Here is a 15843-nt window from a genome sequence, read left to right on the forward strand (position 1 = left end):
CATGGGCACAAGGACGAAGAAACTCAGCCAGCTGGCCCTGACCGCAAGAGAGGGCGCAAACCCGGATATCACTGGTCTGGCCGTTGACAGCCGCGAGGTGAAGGAGGGCTTCCTGTTTGCCGCGCTGCCCGGGTCCCGCGTTCATGGGGCAGAGTTCATTCAGTTTGCCCTGCGCATGGGGGCCGCTGCAATCCTGACCGATGCCGAAGGGGCAGAGATCGCCGAGGCCGAACTGGCAGCTTCGGACGCAGCGCTGGCCGTGGTGGAAGACCCGCGTCAGGCGCTGGCCGGTGCCGCGGCGCTGTGGTTCGGCGCGCAGCCGCAAACCATCGTGGCCGTCACGGGAACGAACGGCAAAACATCTGTTTCCACCTTCGTCCGGCAGATCTGGTCCGCGCTTGGCCACGCCGCCGTAAACCTCGGCACCACCGGGGTTGAAGGTGCGTGGACAGCGCCACTGGCCCATACCACACCCGAGCCAATCACCTTGCACCGCTGTCTGGCCGAGGCGGCCGAGAACGGCGTGACCCATGCCGCAATGGAGGCTTCGTCCCACGGCCTTGAACAGCGCCGCCTTGATGGCGTTCACCTGACTGCCGCCGGTTTCTCCAACTTCACGCAGGACCATCTGGATTACCACGAAACCTTCGAGGCCTATTTCAACGCAAAGGCCGGTCTGTTCGACCGGGTTTTGCCGCAGGATGGAACGGCCGTCGTCAACCTGAGCGATCCGAAAGGGGCCCAGGTCCGGCGGATCGCCGAGATGCGCGGCCAGTCGGTGCTGTCGGTGGGGCTGGGCGATGCCGACCTGTGTCTGATCAACCAGCGGTTCGACGCCACGGGGCAAGACCTGCGCTTTGCGTGGCAGGGCCGAACGTTCCAGACCCGCCTGAACCTGATCGGCGGGTTCCAGGCCGAAAACATCCTGCTGGCCTGTGGGCTGGTGATCGCTGCCGGGGACAGCCCCGAACGGGTGTTCGAAACTCTGCCCCATCTGACGACGGTTCGCGGGCGGATGCAACTGGCCGCCACGCGTGACAATGGAGCGGCGGTGTTTGTGGATTATGCCCACACGCCTGATGCTGTTGCCACGGCACTCAAGGCGCTGCGCCCGCATGTGATGGGCCGTCTGATTGCCGTTATCGGTGCGGGCGGGGATCGCGACGCTAGCAAACGACCTTTGATGGGTAGGGCGGCAGCCAACCATGCAGACGTGGTCTTTGTCACCGATGACAACCCGCGCAGCGAAGATCCCGCAGTCATTCGCGCGGCCGTGATGGCAGGCGCGTCAGAGGCAGCAGGCGACGCCAGCGTGACCGAAGTCGGCGACCGCGCCGAGGCCATCCTGCGCGGCATCGATGCGCTGCAACCCGGTGATGCGCTGCTGATCGCCGGAAAGGGGCATGAAACCGGTCAGATCGTGGGGGATCAGGTTCTGCCCTTCGACGATGTGGAACAGGCCAGCATTTCCGTTGCAGCGCTGGACGGGAGGGTCGCATGACGCTCTGGACTGCATCCGAAGCGGCCGCGGCGACGGGCGGTCAGGCGACGACCGACTGGACCGCAAATGGCGTATCCATCGACACCCGCACTCTTCGACCCGGCGATCTGTTCGTGGCGCTGAAAGCGGCGCGGGACGGGCATGATTTCGTGGCACAGGCGCTGGAAAAAGGGGCGGGCGCCGCACTGGTTTCCCGTGTTCCGGACGATGTACCGGACGGGGCTCCTCTGCTGATCGTCAAAGACGTGCAGGCGGGGCTAGAGGCCCTGGGGAAAGCGGCACGGGCCCGAACGGATGCGCGCGTGGTCGGCGTGACAGGCAGTGTGGGTAAAACATCGACCAAGGAAATGCTGGCGACAATTCTGGAAACCCAAGGGAAAACCCACGCCAGCGTCGCCAGTTACAACAACCATTGGGGCGTGCCCCTGACCCTCGCGCGGATGCCTCGCGATACGGAATTTGCGGTGATCGAGATCGGCATGAATCACCCCGGTGAAATTGCCCCGCTCGCCGAACAGGCCCGCCCGCATGTGGCGCTGGTGACGACCGTGGCGGCAGTGCATCTGGAGGCTTTCGAGTCGGTGGCTGGTATTGCCCGGGAAAAAGCGGCGATCTTTGAAGGGCTTGAACCTGGCGGGGCTGCGATCGTCAATGCAGATATCGACCACGCGGACATCCTGCGCCAGACAGCGCAGGCGCATGGGGCGGGGATTGTTGATTTTGGGCGCAGCGCGGCGGATTACCGGCTGACCGATGTTCAACCCGAGTCCAACGCAGTGAAGGCCAGGGCACTGGTCGGTGATCAGGTGATTCAATTCGAGGTGAACTCCGCCGGCACGCATTTCGCGATGAACGCGCTTGGCGCTTTGGCGGCCTGCGTCGAATTGGGGGTCGATCTGGATCAGGCCATCGCGGGCCTGCCAGCGTGGTCACCCGTCAAGGGGCGTGGGGTACGCGAAAGCTTGCCATTGTCAGGGGGTGGGCAGATCGAGCTTTTGGATGACAGCTACAACGCCAACCCGACCTCGATGGAGGCTGCGCTGGATGTCTTGGCCGCCTCCAAAGGCACCCGCCGCATTGCGTTTCTGGGTGACATGAAGGAACTGGGCGCCCAGGAAGAGGCCATGCATGCCGCCATGGCGGATATCGAGGCGATGGCGCGGGTGGATCAGGTTCATTGCATCGGGCCGTTGATGCAGGCGATGCACCACGCGCTGCCCGAGAAGAAACGTGGGCTCTGGTTCGCAACCAGTGCGGAAATGGCGGAACATCTGCCTGCTTTGATCCGGGATGGAGACACGGTGCTCGCCAAGGGCTCACTCAGCATGGCGTTGGCCGCGATTGTTGACGGTCTGCGCAAAATGGGGCAAGGGGGCGCGCTTGATGGGTGAACTTGCCCGCGCGCCTCGTGTGAGAAAGGTATTGTCATGCTGTACTGGTTGACCGCTCTGTCGGACGGAGGGGATTTCTGGAACCTCTTCCGGTATATCACCTTCCGCGCAGGCGGCGCCTTCATGACCGCGCTGATCTTTGGATTCATCTTCGGAAAACCCCTGATCAACGTGCTGCGCAAGAAACAGGGCAAAGGCCAGCCGATCCGTGACGACGGCCCCGAAGGGCATTTTTCCAAGGCAGGCACGCCGACGATGGGTGGATTGCTGATTGTAGGGGCTCTGGTCACGTCAACCCTTGTCTGGGCGCGGCTGGACAACCCGTATGTCTGGATGGTTCTTTTTGTGACCTTGTCTTATGCGGCCATCGGATTTGCGGACGACTATGCCAAGGTTTCAAAACAGAATACGCAAGGGGTCTCGGGCCGGATGCGCCTGGCGTTGGGCGTGATCATCGCCGTGTTGGCCTCGCTTTGGGCGACGTTGCACCATCCCGAAGCCTTGCAGAACCAACTGGCTGTACCCGTCTTCAAGGACACGTTGGTCAATCTGGGAATCTTCTATATCCCCTTTGCGATTGTCGTGATCGTGGGGGCCGCCAATGCGGTGAACCTGACCGACGGTCTGGACGGGCTGGCCATCATGCCAGCGATGATCGCAGCCTCGACCCTGGGCGTGATCGCCTATGCGGTGGGTCGGGTCGACTTTACCGAATATCTCGATGTGCATTACGTCCCAGGCACCGGTGAGATCTTCATATTCACCTCCGCGTTGTTCGGGGCCGGCCTCGGGTTTCTCTGGTACAACGCTCCTCCGGCGGCAGTGTTCATGGGTGACACCGGATCGCTGGCCCTGGGCGGCGCGCTGGGTGCCATCGCCGTGGCCACCAAGCACGAGCTGGTTCTGGCCGTGGTCGGCGGCCTGTTCGTGGTCGAGGCGCTGAGCGTGATCATTCAGGTCCTCTATTTCAAACGCACGGGCAAGAGGGTCTTCCTGATGGCCCCGATCCATCACCACTATGAGAAAAAAGGCTGGGCCGAGCCGACCATCGTGATCCGCTTCTGGATCATCTCGCTGATCCTGGCGATGATCGGTCTGGCGACGCTGAAGGTAAGGTAGAGGCCAAATACGTGAAGGCGGAAGATACTATCGAATTCCGAGAAAGAATTTATGCGATTGCTACTGGGTTGCAGTCAGCTGGTCTAGCTTTTGTTTTCGTAAAACTAGCTGTTGACCCAGTGGTGTTGAACGGATTGCTCCATTTTTTGGAAGCTGTTTTGATTTTTTTTAAGTTGAGTCTCAACTACTGGGGAGTGGTGATAGCTGCGGCAGTTTTCTGTTTAGTCACGGTTCCTTCTCTGGCATGGATCGCTAACTTAACAAAAAATAAATCTGTTTCACGTCCGCAAACATCGATCAGTTCCCTTTTCGCTGGCCGACAGTTCTTACTGTGGTCGGCAATGACCATCTTTGTAGCAGTGGTGTTTTTGGGTCTATTTAATGATGAAGGTCGGCTTGTAGCCATTGCGATTTTCGTATTGGCCATTGCAGTTCTGCACGTCGCGGAATGTGCCACTACCATTCTGGGGTACAGGCTTCGAGGTTTAGACGGACGTACCGATCGCGAGGCAGTGTTGGTACAAATGATTGGGCTTTACTTTGCTCTAGTATTGCTTTTGGGGGGATTAGTGACTGTAGATTTTCAAAAACCTGATCCTGTGATCAAGGTGCTTGTGGAAATTAAAGCGGTAGTGAACAAATGATCCCGGTCAAAGGCTTTGCAGGGCAGAAAGTGGCCGTTCTGGGGCTGGGCCGGTCCGGTCTGGCCACGGCACGTGCCCTGCGCGCGGGCGGGGCGGAACCGGTGTGCTGGGACGACAACCCGGCCGCCCGTGAAACCGCCGAAGGCGAGGGCTTCTCCTGCGCCGACCTGCGCAAGCACGGGGCGTTTGACGACATCGCGTCGCTGATCGTTTCACCGGGCATTCCGCATCTCTATCCTGAACCGAACCCCGTGGTGGCGGCAGCCCTGGATGCAGGCGTGCCTGTGGACAATGACATCGGCCTGTTCTTCCGCTCCTTCGCGGGGGCGGAATGGAACGGTTACGACACGCCGCCGCGCGTGATTGCGGTGACGGGATCGAACGGGAAATCGACCACGGCGGCGTTGATCCACCACATTCTGACCGAGGCCGGGCGCGAGGCGCAGTTGGCGGGCAATATCGGGCGCGGTGTTCTGGATATCGATCCGGGCGGAGATGGTTCGGTCGTGGTGCTGGAGCTTTCCAGCTATCAGACGGAACTGGCCCGCGCTCTGACCCCCGATGTGGCGGTGTTCACCAACCTGTCGCCCGATCATCTGGACCGCCACGGCGGCATGGGCGGATATTTCGCGGCCAAACGGCGCCTCTTTTCCGAAGGCGGCCCCGACCGCGCGATCATTGGCGTCGACGAAGCCGAAGGTGCGTTTTTGGCCGGGCAACTGGCCGAAGGGCCATCGGATGACCGGGTGATCCGTGTCTCGGTGGCGCGGAAACTGACCGGGCCGGGCTGGCAGGTCTTTGCGCGCAAAGGGTTCCTGTCGGAATACCGCAAGGGGCGGCAGGCGGGGTCTATCGACCTGCGCGCCATCAAGGGCCTGCCTGGTACACACAACCACCAGAATGCCTGCGCGGCCTACGCCGCCTGCCGGTCGCTGGGCCTTGCCCCGCGCGTGATCGAGGATGCGCTGCATTCCTATCCGGGTCTGCCGCATCGCAGCCAGATCATCGCCGAGGCCGATGGGGTTACCTACGTCAACGACTCCAAGGCGACCAATGTCGACAGCGCCCTGAAGGCATTGACCGCGTTCAAAAAGATCCGATGGATTTGCGGCGGTCTTGAGAAAGAGGGCGGCATATCAGCCCTGAACACGGCGGCGGGCGAGGTCATCAAGGCGTATGTGATCGGACGCGAAGCGGCCGGTTTTGCGATGCAGCTTGAAGCAGACGCGCAGGTCTGCACCACGATGGAGGCCGCCGTGGCACAAGCCATGGAGGATGCCGAGGCCGGCGACACGGTGCTGTTGGCACCGGCCGCCGCCAGTTTCGATCAGTATGACAATTTTGAGCAGCGCGGCGATGACTTTGCAACGCAAGTCAGGCTCAGGCTGACGGAATAGCCATTTGCAATAGATCGCCGGCTGGGCCAAGCTTGGATGCTATCAGCTTGACGCGGCATCACTATTGGTTTTGCCTGCCTACAGATTCAACACGAGGTTATGACTATGCCATTTCGTAGACTTTCTCTGATCCTGCCTGCCATTCTTGTTGCGGGGGCCTGTACCAATACGGGTGCCAACTATCAGCCCATTGTCGACGGCCCGGTCGGTCCGAACTACAACGTGGACCTGCAACAATGCCAACAACTGGCGGCATCGCAGAGCGGCGTTGATGGCTCTACCGCAGGGAACGCGGCAATTGGCGCAGCGGGTGCCGCGGCCGTTACCGGGATCGTTCAGGACAGCAGCGACAATCTTGGTCGCGCGGCTGTGGCAGGTGCCCTGGTAGGTGCTGGCGCAGACGTCATCAACAAAAACCAGAACAAGGAAGTGATCGTGCGCAACTGCATGCGTGGGCGCGGGTACAACGTCGTAGGCTAACGCCCTGCGGCAATTGCAACACCTGCGGCATGGCCTGACGACCATGCCCACTGGAAGTTGTAGCCGCCCAACCAGCCGGTGACATCCACCGCTTCACCAATCGCATAGAGGCCGGGGACATCCTTGGCCTCCATCGTTTTCGAGGACAAGTCATCCGTGTCGATCCCGCCCAAGGTGACTTCGGCGGTACGATACCCCTCGGTCCCCGACGGCACCAGTTGCCACGCAGACAGGGCCGAGGTCAGCTCGGTCAGTTTCGCGTCCGACTGATCCGCCAGCTTCCCGGACATCGGAATGACCCGGCACAGATAATCGACCAGCCGGGCCGGCAGATGCCGCGCCAGTTCAGTGGTCAGCGCCTTGCGACCCGCGCTTTGCCGCTGTGCGCGCAACAGATCCAGCAGGGGAAGGTCGGGGATCAGGTTCACCCGGATCGGCTCACCTTCGCGCCAGTAAGACGACAATTGCAACACTGACGGTCCGCTGAGGCCGCGATGGGTGAACAGCAGCGCCTCGTCGAAGCTGGCGCGATCATTCGACAGTCGCACGGGCAGTGAAACACCGGACAGGTCCTTGAACCGCCCGTCCGAGAAGGTGAACGGCACCAGCGCCGCCCGCGTCTCGGTCATTCGCAACCCGAACTGGCGCGCGATGTCATAGGCCAGCCCGGTAGCGCCCATCTTGGGGATCGATTTCCCGCCCGTTGCCAGCACCAGATTGGTGCAGGTCAGGCGCTGCCGTTGCCCGTCACGCTCCACCTCCAGTGCAAAGCCGCTTTCGGTCTTGCGCAGATCACGCAGCGAGGTTTGAACCCACAGCACTGCTCCTGCACCGCTCATTTCATCCAGCAACATCCGGATGATCTGTTTCGAAGAGCCATCGCAGAACAGCTGGCCCAGGGTTTTTTCATGCCAGGCGATGTTGTGACGTTCGACCAGATCGACGAAATCCCATTGCGTGTACCGTGCAAGGGCGGATTTGCAGAAATGCGGGTTCTGCGACAGGAAATTGCCCGGCGCGGCATGCATGTTGGTGAAATTGCAGCGCCCGCCACCCGAGATGCGGATTTTCTCGCCGGGTGCCTTGGCGTGATCAATCACCAGCACGCGCCCGCCGCAATGGGCCGCACACATCATGCCGGCAGCCCCGGCCCCAAGGATGATCGTGTCGTAGGTCATGGGCGGGGGATGGCGCGGATTAATCGGGATGGCAAGAGGCAGCGCGTCTTGCAGGCACGGGGGCAGTTCATCAGAACCCACAGCTTTATGGTAAACTCCTTTCACCAAGGATCTCAAATCTGTCCCATGTATAGGAGGGTCCGGCAATGATCATGCGTATTTTCCAAGTAACTGTACGGCCGGGAAAAGAGGCCGAATTCTCAAAGTTCTTCCACGAGACCGCGATCCCGCTGATGCAAAACACCGAAGGGATCGTGCAGGTTCTGCCGGGCGCGCCGCGAACGGAGTCGCCGCGCGAGTTCAGCTTTGTAATGGTTTGGAGCAGCCTGGATGCGCTGAAAGCCTTCGTCGGTGAGAATTACACAAGTCCGCATATCGATCCCGCCGAGGCTGAGCTGGTAGAGGCCAGAACCATCAGGCACTACGATCTTGTTGGTTAGCGATCCGACACTCCTGAAGATACAGAGACCAAATCTCAGATCATCGTTTCCGGGGACAATTTCTCCAGCGGTCCCGTCATCCTACTAGCCCAATCACAAAAATCCCTGTAGAGTCTCAATCAGACCCCGAAAACGGGGCGTTGACGAGGCAGAGAGTGGCGGTATCTCATGACTGAGATGGTGTATGGCGCGGTCCAGGACCAGCGCGGCGAACCGATTCTACCGAAATGGTGGCGTACAATCGATCGCTGGACGATGTCCTGCGTTCTGATCCTGTTTGCCATCGGTCTGTTGCTGGGGCTGGCGTCTTCGCCTCCGCTGGCCGGGCGAAACGGGTTCGATCCGTTCCATTATGTCGAACGTCAGGCCATCTTCGGCGGATTGGCGCTGATTGCGATGCTGCTGACCTCGATGATGTCGCCGACGCTGGTGCGGCGGCTGGCGGTGCTGGGCTTTCTGGGGGCCTTCGTGGCGCTGGTTTTCCTGCCCGTGTTCGGAACTGATTTTGGCAAGGGCGCGGTGCGCTGGTATTCGCTGGGGTTCGCCTCGCTTCAGCCGTCCGAGTTTCTGAAACCCGGCTTCATCGTCGTCGCTGCATGGCTGCTGGCTGCCTCACAAGAGATCAACGGCCCGCCCGGGCGGATCTGGTCATTTGCCCTGTGCATGGCGATTGTCGGCATGCTGGTGATGCAACCTGATTTCGGTCAGGCCTGCCTGATCCTGTTCGGCTGGGGGGTGATGTATTTTGTCGCCGGGGCGCCGATGCTGCTGCTGGTCGGAATGGCCGGGTTTGTTGTTCTGGGCGGTATGTTCGCCTATTCCAATTCTGAACACTTTGCCCGCCGTATCGATGGCTTTCTGAATCAAGAGGTCGATCCGACCACCCAGTTGGGCTATGCCACCAACGCCATCCGCGAAGGGGGGCTGTTCGGCGTCGGCGTGGGTGAGGGGCAGGTCAAGTGGTCGCTGCCGGACGCGCATACCGATTTCATCATCGCGGTCGCGGCCGAGGAATACGGCCTGATCCTGGTGCTGATCATCATCGCGCTTTATTCGTTGGTCGTGGTACGTTCGTTGCTGCGCCTGATGCGGGAACGCGACATGTTCATCCGTCTGGCGGGCACCGGTCTGGCCTGCATGTTCGGCGTGCAGGCGATGATCAACATGGGTGTTGCGGTTCGTCTGTTGCCCGCGAAGGGCATGACGCTGCCTTTTGTCAGCTATGGCGGCTCATCCCTGATTGCAGGGGGTATTGCGATCGGAATGCTGCTGGCCTTCACCCGAACCCGCCCACAGGGCGAGCTTGGCGAAATTCTGCGCGGACGAGGATAATGGGGACTCCATACCTGTTGATTGCTGCTGGCGGGACCGGGGGGCACATGTTCCCGGCTCAGGCGCTGGCCGAGGCGATGCTGAACAAGGGCTGGCGCGTGCGCCTGTCTACCGACCCGCGCGGCGCCCGCTATACCGGTGGTTTCCCGCACTCGACTGAGATCGTCGAGGCATCATCGGCCACATTCGCGCGTGGCGGTCTGGCGGCCAAGGCCATGGCCGGCCCCAAGATCGCCGGTGGTGTGGCTGGCATGGTGTTCCAGATGATGCGGGACAAGCCCGACGTCGTTGTCGGTTTCGGCGGGTATCCCTCGATCCCGGCGCTGAGCGCTGCGACCATGCTCAAAATCCCCCGCATGATCCACGAACAGAACGGGGTGCTGGGGCGTGTGAACCAGTTGTTCGCCACCCGTGTCGCGCAGGTGGCCTGCGGTGTGTGGCCCACGGACCTGCCCGAGGGCGCGCATGGCATCCACACCGGCAACCCGGTCCGGTCCGCCGTTCTGGACCGCGCCGCGGCCGGTTATATTCCACCCGGTGATTATCCGATGTCGGTCCTTGTCATGGGCGGTTCGCAAGGCGCACGCATCCTCAGCGATGTGGTGCCCGGTGCCATCGCCGCACTGCCCGAAGAAATCCGCACTCACATCCGCGTGGCACATCAGGCCCGGGACGAGGACGGCGAGCGCGTCACAGCCTTCTACAACGAACACGGCATCCGCGCCGATGTGCAGCCCTTCTTTGATGATGTCCCCCGTCGCATGTCGGATGCCCAACTGGTGATCTCGCGGTCTGGCGCGTCCAGCGTTGCCGATATCTCGGTCATCGGGCGCCCGTCGATTCTGATCCCCTTTGCCGCCGCCGCCGGAGATCACCAGACAGCCAACGCACGGGGCTTGGTGCAGGCGGGCGGGGCCATCATGATCCCGGAAAAGGCTCTTGACGTTCCCGCGCTGACACAGCAAATCACCACGGTTCTCACGAACCCCGAAGCCGCACAGAAAATGGCCCATGCCGCCTTGTCCGTCGGGGCACCTGACGCCACCGAGCGTCTGACCGCTCTTGTCGAACAATTGGCGCAGAAGGAGACCACATGAACCCAGCAACCAAACTGCCGCAGGACGTAGGGCCGATTCACTTTGTGGGGATCGGCGGGATCGGAATGTCAGGTATCGCCGAGGTGCTGCTCAATCTGGGGTACCAGGTTCAGGGCTCGGACCTGAAGGCATCGAAGATCACCGACCGGCTGGCGAGTCTGGGGGCCGAAATCTTTGTCGGTCAGCGCGCGGAAAACCTTGAAAACGCGGCCGTTGTGGTGGTCTCGACCGCGATCAAACTGGGCAACCCCGAGCTTGACGGCGCCCGTGCCCGCGGCCTTCCGGTGGTGCGCCGGGCTGACATGCTGGCCGAACTGATGCGGCTGAAATCCAACATCGCCATCGCCGGGACTCACGGCAAGACCACCACGACCACGATGATGGCCGAACTGATGGTGGCGGGGGATTTTGACCCGACCGTGATCAATGGCGGCATCATCCATGCCTACGGCTCGAACGCCCGGATGGGGCAGGGCGAATGGATGGTGGTCGAAGCCGACGAGAGCGACGGCTCGTTCAACCGCCTGCCCGCGACCATCGCAATCGTCACCAATATCGACCCCGAGCATATGGAGCATTGGGGCGATTTCGACAAATTGCGCGCGGGTTTCCATGAATTCGTCTCGAATATCCCCTTCTACGGGCTGGCTGTGTGTTGCACCGACCATGCCGAGGTGCAGGCGCTTGTCGGCCGCATCACCGACCGCCGCGTGCGCACCTATGGCTTCAACGCGCAGGCCGATGTGCGGGCCGAGAACCTGACCTACAAGGGCGGCGTCGCGCATTTCGACATTCACCTGCAATACGAAGACAAGGTGATCGAAGGCTGCACCCTGCCGATGCCCGGCGACCACAACGTCTCGAACGCTTTGTCCGCCGTGGCTGTTGCCCGCCATCTGGGCATGAAAGCCTCGGAAATTCGCGAGGCACTGGCCAATTTCGGTGGCGTCAATCGCCGCTTTACCAAGGTCGGAGAAGTCGACGGTGTCACCATCATCGACGACTATGGCCACCACCCCGTTGAAATCACCGCAGTCCTGAAGGCCGCGCGACAGGCGACCGAAGGTCGCGTGATCGCCGTGCACCAGCCGCACCGCTATTCGCGCCTGTCCAACCTGTTTGACGATTTCTGCACCTGCTTCAATGACGCCGACGTCGTGGCCATCGCCGATATCTTCGCCGCCGGAGAGGACCCGATCGAAGGCGCATCGCGCGACGATCTGGTGCAGGGCCTGATCCGTCACGGCCACCGCCACGCCCGCGCGCTGTTTGACGAAAACGATCTTGAGCGGCTTGTGCGCGAGCAGGCCCGCCCGGGCGATATCGTCGTCTGTCTCGGGGCCGGTACGATCAGCGCCTGGGCCAATGGTCTGCCCGAGAGATTGCAACGAAAACAAGCTGTTTGACTTCCCTTCTGTTTGTTGCACAACCTGAAAGTGAAAAAAGTTGCCCGCAGCCGCCGCATGTCCTCGGAGGGGACAGATGGACTATTCGATGATCCTTGCCGCCCTTTGGGTGATCTGCGCCACGATCGTGGCGTTCTTGCCGATGCGAATGCAGTTTCCGCCGGGCGTGACCCTGCTGATCTGCGCTCCGGTTCTGATCGTCTGGCTGGGTTATGATCACGGTTGGTTCTGGTCGGTTTTCGCCTTCGGCGGATTCGTTTCGATGTTCCGCAACCCCATCCGGTATTACTGGCGAAAATGGGTGCGTGGGGAGGTCATGGAATGAACTGGTCCATCGCCCTTGCCGGTCTGTGGGGTGTTTCCGCGAATCTGCTGGCAATGATCCCAAGCAAAGACAACCACTGGACACGCGCCTATATCCTGATCGCCGTGGGCATTCCGATTCTGGGGTATGTCACCTATCAGAACGGCCCGTGGATCGGCTTGCTGGTGCTGGCCATGGGTATGTCCGTGCTGCGCTGGCCCGTGATTTATCTGACCCGTTGGACAAAGATGAAAATGCAGGGCATGAAGGCGGCTGACGAATAACCGGCCAGTTTCAGGAGGTCCGCCATGGCGTCCGTCGCCACATTTGCCTATCTGCCAATTCTTTGTTTCCTGCTAGGTGCCGCCGCCGGTTTCACGGCGGGCCGTTGGCTGGGCCTGCGCGGCTTGTTGTGGCTGATCGGTCTGGCCTCGGCCGTCGGGCTGGCGTTGATCGTGGTGCTGGCCGGTATTGGCACCGACGAAGAAGAACATGCGTTCGGCCCGCTGGTCTGGCTGACCGCCGGCGTTCTTCCGTTTCTGTTCGCCGCGATCATGGGCGGTGTGGGCGGACGCAGCCTGGCGGTGCGTGCAGACGCATGACAACGTTTCCCGTTCCGAAAGGGCGCCTGTCTCGGGCGCGGCCTCTCTCTGAGCTCACATGGCTTCGCGTCGGCGGCCCGGCCGATTACCTGTTCCAGCCTGCCGATATCGAAGACCTGCAAGCCTTCCTGCGGGAGCTGCCTGCAGAAACCCCGATCTTTCCGATGGGCGTCGGTTCGAACCTGATCGTTCGGGATGGGGGGCTGCGGGCCGTGGTGATCCGGCTGGGGCGCGGGTTCAACGCGATCTCGGTTGACGGCAACACGGTTACGGCAGGGGCTGCGGCGCTGGACGCGCATGTTGCGCGCAAGGCGGCGGATGCCGGTGTCGACCTGACCTTTTTGCGCACCATTCCGGGCTCGATCGGCGGCGCGGTGCGGATGAACGCGGGCTGTTACGGCAGCTACACGGCGGATGTTCTGCGCAAGGCCACGATTGTCACCCGGCAAGGCGAGCTTGTGGACCTGACGCCCGAAGAGTTGAATTTTCGTTATCGCCAGACGGACCTGCCGGAAGGCGCAGTGCTGATTTCGGCTGTGTTCGAGGCCCCTTCAGGCAATCCCCAAGACCTCCATTCCCGTATGGAGGCACAGTTGAAAAAACGCGACGAAACCCAGCCGACCAAAGATCGCAGCGCGGGGTCGACCTTTCGCAATCCAGCCGGGTTTTCTTCGACCGGGCAGGCGGATGACGTGCATGATCTCAAGGCGTGGAAAGTGATCGACGACGCCGGAATGCGCGGCGCGACCCTTGGCGGTGCGCAGATGAGCCCGAAGCACTCGAATTTCCTGATCAATACCGGCTTGGCCACCGCTGCCGACCTCGAAGGTCTTGGCGAAGAGGTGCGAAAAAAGGTTTACGAAACAAGCGGCATCACGCTAGAGTGGGAAATCATGCGGGTCGGTGATCCGCTGACAGAATAAAGCCCCAACCGTCAGACCATAACAGGCAAATTCAGGCGACGGATCAAAGGCATAAACGCAGTACGGACCACCACATAAGGTCCGGGGACATTGAGGCGCACATTGGGTATGTCGAGCAGGACAAACCCCAAAGTGGCGGTATTGATGGGTGGACCCTCGGCGGAACGCGAGGTGTCTCTCAGCTCTGGGCGCGAATGCGCGGCCGCCCTTGTGGGAGAAGGCTTTGAAGTGGTCGAACTGGACGCAGGTCCCGACCTCTGCGCGCGCCTTGTGGACATCAAACCGGATGTGGTTTTCAACGCCCTGCATGGCCGCTGGGGCGAAGATGGGTGTGTGCAGGGCCTGCTGGAATGGATGCGTATCCCTTACACCCATTCCGGTGTTCTGGCCTCGGCGCTGGCAATGGACAAGCAGCGCAGCAAAGAGATTTACCAAACCGAAGGGCTGCCCGTCGTACCGAGCGTGATCGTGCCCAAGGTCGAGGTGGTCGAAGTTCACGTGATGGAGCCGCCCTATGTGGCCAAGCCGAACAATGAAGGCTCCAGCGTTGGGATTTACATCGTCCACGAAAATGCCAACGGCCCGCCGCAGCTGGACGAGGCGATGCCCGATCTGGTGATGGTCGAGAAATACGTGGCAGGCCGCGAGTTGACCGTGACCGTGATGGGCGACCGCGCCCTGACCGTGACTGAAATCATGACAGATGGCGGCTGGTACGACTATGACGCCAAGTACAAGCCCGGCGGCTCGTGGCATGTCCTGCCCGCCGACATCCCGCAGGACATTTTCGACCGCTGCATGGACTACGCCGTGCGAGCGCATAACGTGCTGGGGTGCAAGGGTGTGTCCCGCACGGATTACCGCTGGGATGACAGCAAGGGTGCCGATGGGTTGTTCCTGCTGGAAACCAATACCCAGCCCGGCATGACGCCAACCTCTCTGGTCCCGGAACAGGTCGCTCATCTTGGAATGACATTCGGCCAGCTCTGCGCCTGGATGGTGGAGGACGCCTCATGCGACCGCTGACCGCCAGCCGTTCACTGGAAATCCACTGCAGCAAACCACTTGCGGGACCGGATGCCGATTTCGCCTCGGCCGACACGGACTCGCACGAGGCCGAACCGCTTTTGCGCCTGCGCGGTGCGCGTGTGTTTTCCCGCTCCGCAAGACGCAGTGACCCTGCGCCGTCCCGTCTCAGCTATCGGCTGCAACGTTGGATGCTGACGCCTGGCATTCGCCTTGGTGTCAAGGTCGGCCTTCCGATCTGCGCCATCGCTGCCGCGCTTGGCATCTTCTTTGCCTCGCAGGACCGTCGCGACGCACTTGCTGCTTATATCGCCGATGTGCGCACTTCGATTCAGGAGCGCCCCGAATTCATGGTCAACCTGATGGCCATCGACGGGGCCGGAACCGACCTGTCCGAAGACATCCGCGAAATCGTGCCGCTGGATTTCCCGATCAGTTCCTGGGATCTGGATGTGGAACAGATCCGCGACACGATCATCGGGCTGGACCCGGTGAAATCCGCAACCGTCAGAATCCGCCCCGGAGGCATCCTGCAAGTCGATGTCGTCGAGCGTCAGCCAGTAATTGTCTGGCGAACGCATGACGGGCTCGAACTGCTCGATGAGACAGGCGCGCATGTCAAGGAAGCTGCCTCTCGCAAGGACCACGCCGATCTGCCGCTGATCGCGGGGGCGGGCGCCAACGATCACGTGGGTGAAGCGCTGGAACTTCTTCAGACCTCGCGCAGCCTGGGCAATCGCGTGCGCGGCTTGGTGCGCGTGGGAGAGCGACGCTGGGATCTGGTGCTGGACCGTGGTCAGCGCATCATGCTGCCGACCGAACGGCCGGTACGGGCGCTGGAACGCGTGCTTGCCGTGAACGAGGTGCAGGACCTTCTGGAACGTGACGTGGCCGTGGTCGACATGCGCCTCGGGCAGCGTCCGACCATCCGAATGACCAAAGCCGCCAGCGAAGACTGGTGGAACACAAAAGTGACAGTGAGTAACGGGCAGTAACGACCATG

General features: G+C 61.4%; 17 protein-coding genes. 16 read left to right on the top strand and 1 reads right to left on the bottom strand.

The genetic code is table 11. The annotated features are described in order from the left end of the window. The first annotated feature begins 1 nt into the window (after window position 1). The 6 genes from GOW09_RS00770 (at window position 2) to GOW09_RS00795 (ending at window position 6532) form a co-directional block, all read left to right on the top strand. A complete protein-coding gene (locus GOW09_RS00770) occupies window positions 2-1501 on the top strand; it encodes a UDP-N-acetylmuramoyl-L-alanyl-D-glutamate--2,6-diaminopimelate ligase (RefSeq protein WP_171114906.1) in 1500 nt (499 codons plus the stop codon). Then, window positions 1498-2892, top strand: a complete 1395-nt coding sequence (gene murF, locus GOW09_RS00775; protein WP_171114908.1) for a UDP-N-acetylmuramoyl-tripeptide--D-alanyl-D-alanine ligase — start codon at window positions 1498-1500, stop codon at window positions 2890-2892. Before GOW09_RS00770 ends, murF begins: the two co-directional genes overlap by 4 nt. Before the next feature lie 36 nt (window positions 2893-2928). Next, on the top strand, window positions 2929-4011 hold the full coding sequence (gene mraY / locus GOW09_RS00780; RefSeq protein ID WP_152458667.1) for a phospho-N-acetylmuramoyl-pentapeptide-transferase: 1083 nt from the start codon (window positions 2929-2931) through the stop codon (window positions 4009-4011). An 11-nt stretch (window positions 4012-4022) separates the two neighbouring features. Then, window positions 4023-4655: a hypothetical protein gene (locus tag GOW09_RS00785; protein WP_171114910.1), complete on the top strand. Its 633-nt coding sequence runs from the start codon at window positions 4023-4025 to the stop codon at window positions 4653-4655. Then, window positions 4652-6052, top strand: a complete 1401-nt coding sequence (gene murD / locus GOW09_RS00790) for a UDP-N-acetylmuramoyl-L-alanine--D-glutamate ligase (RefSeq protein WP_171114912.1) — start codon at window positions 4652-4654, stop codon at window positions 6050-6052. Before GOW09_RS00785 ends, murD begins: the two co-directional genes overlap by 4 nt. 105 nt (window positions 6053-6157) lie before the next feature. After that, window positions 6158-6532, top strand: a complete 375-nt coding sequence (locus GOW09_RS00795) for a glycine zipper family protein (protein ID WP_253284272.1) — start codon at window positions 6158-6160, stop codon at window positions 6530-6532. On the opposite strand, the gene GOW09_RS00800 is transcribed toward GOW09_RS00795, so the two are convergent. Continuing rightward, window positions 6529-7710, bottom strand: coding sequence for an NAD(P)/FAD-dependent oxidoreductase (locus GOW09_RS00800; protein ID WP_171116475.1), 1182 nt, complete (start codon window positions 7708-7710; stop codon window positions 6529-6531). The two genes, GOW09_RS00795 and GOW09_RS00800, sit on opposite strands and share 4 nt — an antisense overlap. Window positions 7711-7856: 146 nt before the next feature. Here GOW09_RS00800 and GOW09_RS00805 point away from each other — a divergent pair, with 146 nt between their 5' ends. The 10 genes from GOW09_RS00805 (at window position 7857) to GOW09_RS00850 (ending at window position 15835) form a co-directional block, all read left to right on the top strand. Then, window positions 7857-8150 (top strand): putative quinol monooxygenase, encoded by a 294-nt coding sequence (locus GOW09_RS00805; RefSeq protein ID WP_171114916.1) that lies wholly within the window; start codon window positions 7857-7859, stop codon window positions 8148-8150. Window positions 8151-8318: 168 nt separating this feature from the next. Then, a complete protein-coding gene (ftsW, locus tag GOW09_RS00810) occupies window positions 8319-9482 on the top strand; it encodes a putative lipid II flippase FtsW (RefSeq protein ID WP_152458661.1) in 1164 nt (387 codons plus the stop codon). Next, complete coding sequence (locus GOW09_RS00815) at window positions 9482-10579, top strand: UDP-N-acetylglucosamine--N-acetylmuramyl-(pentapeptide) pyrophosphoryl-undecaprenol N-acetylglucosamine transferase (protein WP_152458660.1); 1098 nt, start codon at window positions 9482-9484, stop codon at window positions 10577-10579. The genes ftsW and GOW09_RS00815 overlap by 1 nt, the downstream gene beginning before the upstream one ends. After that, window positions 10576-11985 (top strand): UDP-N-acetylmuramate--L-alanine ligase, encoded by a 1410-nt coding sequence (gene murC, locus GOW09_RS00820; RefSeq protein WP_171114918.1) that lies wholly within the window; start codon window positions 10576-10578, stop codon window positions 11983-11985. Before GOW09_RS00815 ends, murC begins: the two co-directional genes overlap by 4 nt. Before the next feature lie 76 nt (window positions 11986-12061). After that, window positions 12062-12310, top strand: coding sequence for a DUF2484 family protein (locus GOW09_RS00825; protein WP_152458658.1), 249 nt, complete (start codon window positions 12062-12064; stop codon window positions 12308-12310). Further along, window positions 12307-12573: a DUF2484 family protein gene (locus GOW09_RS00830; RefSeq protein ID WP_171114920.1), complete on the top strand. Its 267-nt coding sequence runs from the start codon at window positions 12307-12309 to the stop codon at window positions 12571-12573. The genes GOW09_RS00825 and GOW09_RS00830 overlap by 4 nt, the downstream gene beginning before the upstream one ends. Before the next feature lie 24 nt (window positions 12574-12597). Next, window positions 12598-12891 (top strand): hypothetical protein, encoded by a 294-nt coding sequence (locus tag GOW09_RS00835; RefSeq protein WP_171114921.1) that lies wholly within the window; start codon window positions 12598-12600, stop codon window positions 12889-12891. Further along, window positions 12888-13814 carry a UDP-N-acetylmuramate dehydrogenase gene (gene murB / locus GOW09_RS00840; RefSeq protein ID WP_171114924.1) on the top strand — a complete coding sequence of 309 codons (927 nt, stop codon included), beginning with the start codon at window positions 12888-12890 and terminating at the stop codon, window positions 13812-13814. The genes GOW09_RS00835 and murB overlap by 4 nt, the downstream gene beginning before the upstream one ends. Window positions 13815-13922: 108 nt before the next feature. Beyond that, window positions 13923-14840: a D-alanine--D-alanine ligase gene (locus tag GOW09_RS00845; protein ID WP_171114925.1), complete on the top strand. Its 918-nt coding sequence runs from the start codon at window positions 13923-13925 to the stop codon at window positions 14838-14840. Beyond that, complete coding sequence (locus GOW09_RS00850; protein WP_171114928.1) at window positions 14828-15835, top strand: cell division protein FtsQ/DivIB; 1008 nt, start codon at window positions 14828-14830, stop codon at window positions 15833-15835. The genes GOW09_RS00845 and GOW09_RS00850 overlap by 13 nt, the downstream gene beginning before the upstream one ends. The last annotated feature ends 8 nt before the right edge of the window (window positions 15836-15843 follow it).

The organism is Ruegeria sp. HKCCA5463 (assembly GCF_013034175.1).
In the GTDB taxonomy this organism is placed as follows: domain Bacteria; phylum Pseudomonadota; class Alphaproteobacteria; order Rhodobacterales; family Rhodobacteraceae; genus Ruegeria.

What these genes read in the sequence shown, in the direction of transcription:
- GOW09_RS00825 (WP_152458658.1), top strand. Translation starts at nt 12,062, where the DNA reads ATGGACTATTCGATGATCCTTGCCGCCCTTTGGGTGATCTGCGCCACG.
- murB (WP_171114924.1), top strand. Translation starts at nt 12,888, where the DNA reads ATGACAACGTTTCCCGTTCCGAAAGGGCGCCTGTCTCGGGCGCGGCCT.
- mraY (WP_152458667.1), top strand. Translation starts at nt 2,929, where the DNA reads ATGCTGTACTGGTTGACCGCTCTGTCGGACGGAGGGGATTTCTGGAAC.
- GOW09_RS00845 (WP_171114925.1), top strand. Translation starts at nt 13,923, where the DNA reads ATGTCGAGCAGGACAAACCCCAAAGTGGCGGTATTGATGGGTGGACCC.
- GOW09_RS00805 (WP_171114916.1), top strand. Translation starts at nt 7,857, where the DNA reads ATGATCATGCGTATTTTCCAAGTAACTGTACGGCCGGGAAAAGAGGCC.
- murC (WP_171114918.1), top strand. Translation starts at nt 10,576, where the DNA reads ATGAACCCAGCAACCAAACTGCCGCAGGACGTAGGGCCGATTCACTTT.
- GOW09_RS00795 (WP_253284272.1), top strand. Translation starts at nt 6,158, where the DNA reads ATGCCATTTCGTAGACTTTCTCTGATCCTGCCTGCCATTCTTGTTGCG.
- murF (WP_171114908.1), top strand. Translation starts at nt 1,498, where the DNA reads ATGACGCTCTGGACTGCATCCGAAGCGGCCGCGGCGACGGGCGGTCAG.
- GOW09_RS00770 (WP_171114906.1), top strand. Translation starts at nt 2, where the DNA reads ATGGGCACAAGGACGAAGAAACTCAGCCAGCTGGCCCTGACCGCAAGA.
- GOW09_RS00835 (WP_171114921.1), top strand. Translation starts at nt 12,598, where the DNA reads ATGGCGTCCGTCGCCACATTTGCCTATCTGCCAATTCTTTGTTTCCTG.
- GOW09_RS00800 (WP_171116475.1), bottom strand. Translation starts at nt 7,710, where the DNA reads ATGACCTACGACACGATCATCCTTGGGGCCGGGGCTGCCGGCATGATG.
- GOW09_RS00850 (WP_171114928.1), top strand. Translation starts at nt 14,828, where the DNA reads ATGCGACCGCTGACCGCCAGCCGTTCACTGGAAATCCACTGCAGCAAA.
- GOW09_RS00815 (WP_152458660.1), top strand. Translation starts at nt 9,482, where the DNA reads ATGGGGACTCCATACCTGTTGATTGCTGCTGGCGGGACCGGGGGGCAC.
- GOW09_RS00830 (WP_171114920.1), top strand. Translation starts at nt 12,307, where the DNA reads ATGAACTGGTCCATCGCCCTTGCCGGTCTGTGGGGTGTTTCCGCGAAT.
- ftsW (WP_152458661.1), top strand. Translation starts at nt 8,319, where the DNA reads ATGACTGAGATGGTGTATGGCGCGGTCCAGGACCAGCGCGGCGAACCG.
- murD (WP_171114912.1), top strand. Translation starts at nt 4,652, where the DNA reads ATGATCCCGGTCAAAGGCTTTGCAGGGCAGAAAGTGGCCGTTCTGGGG.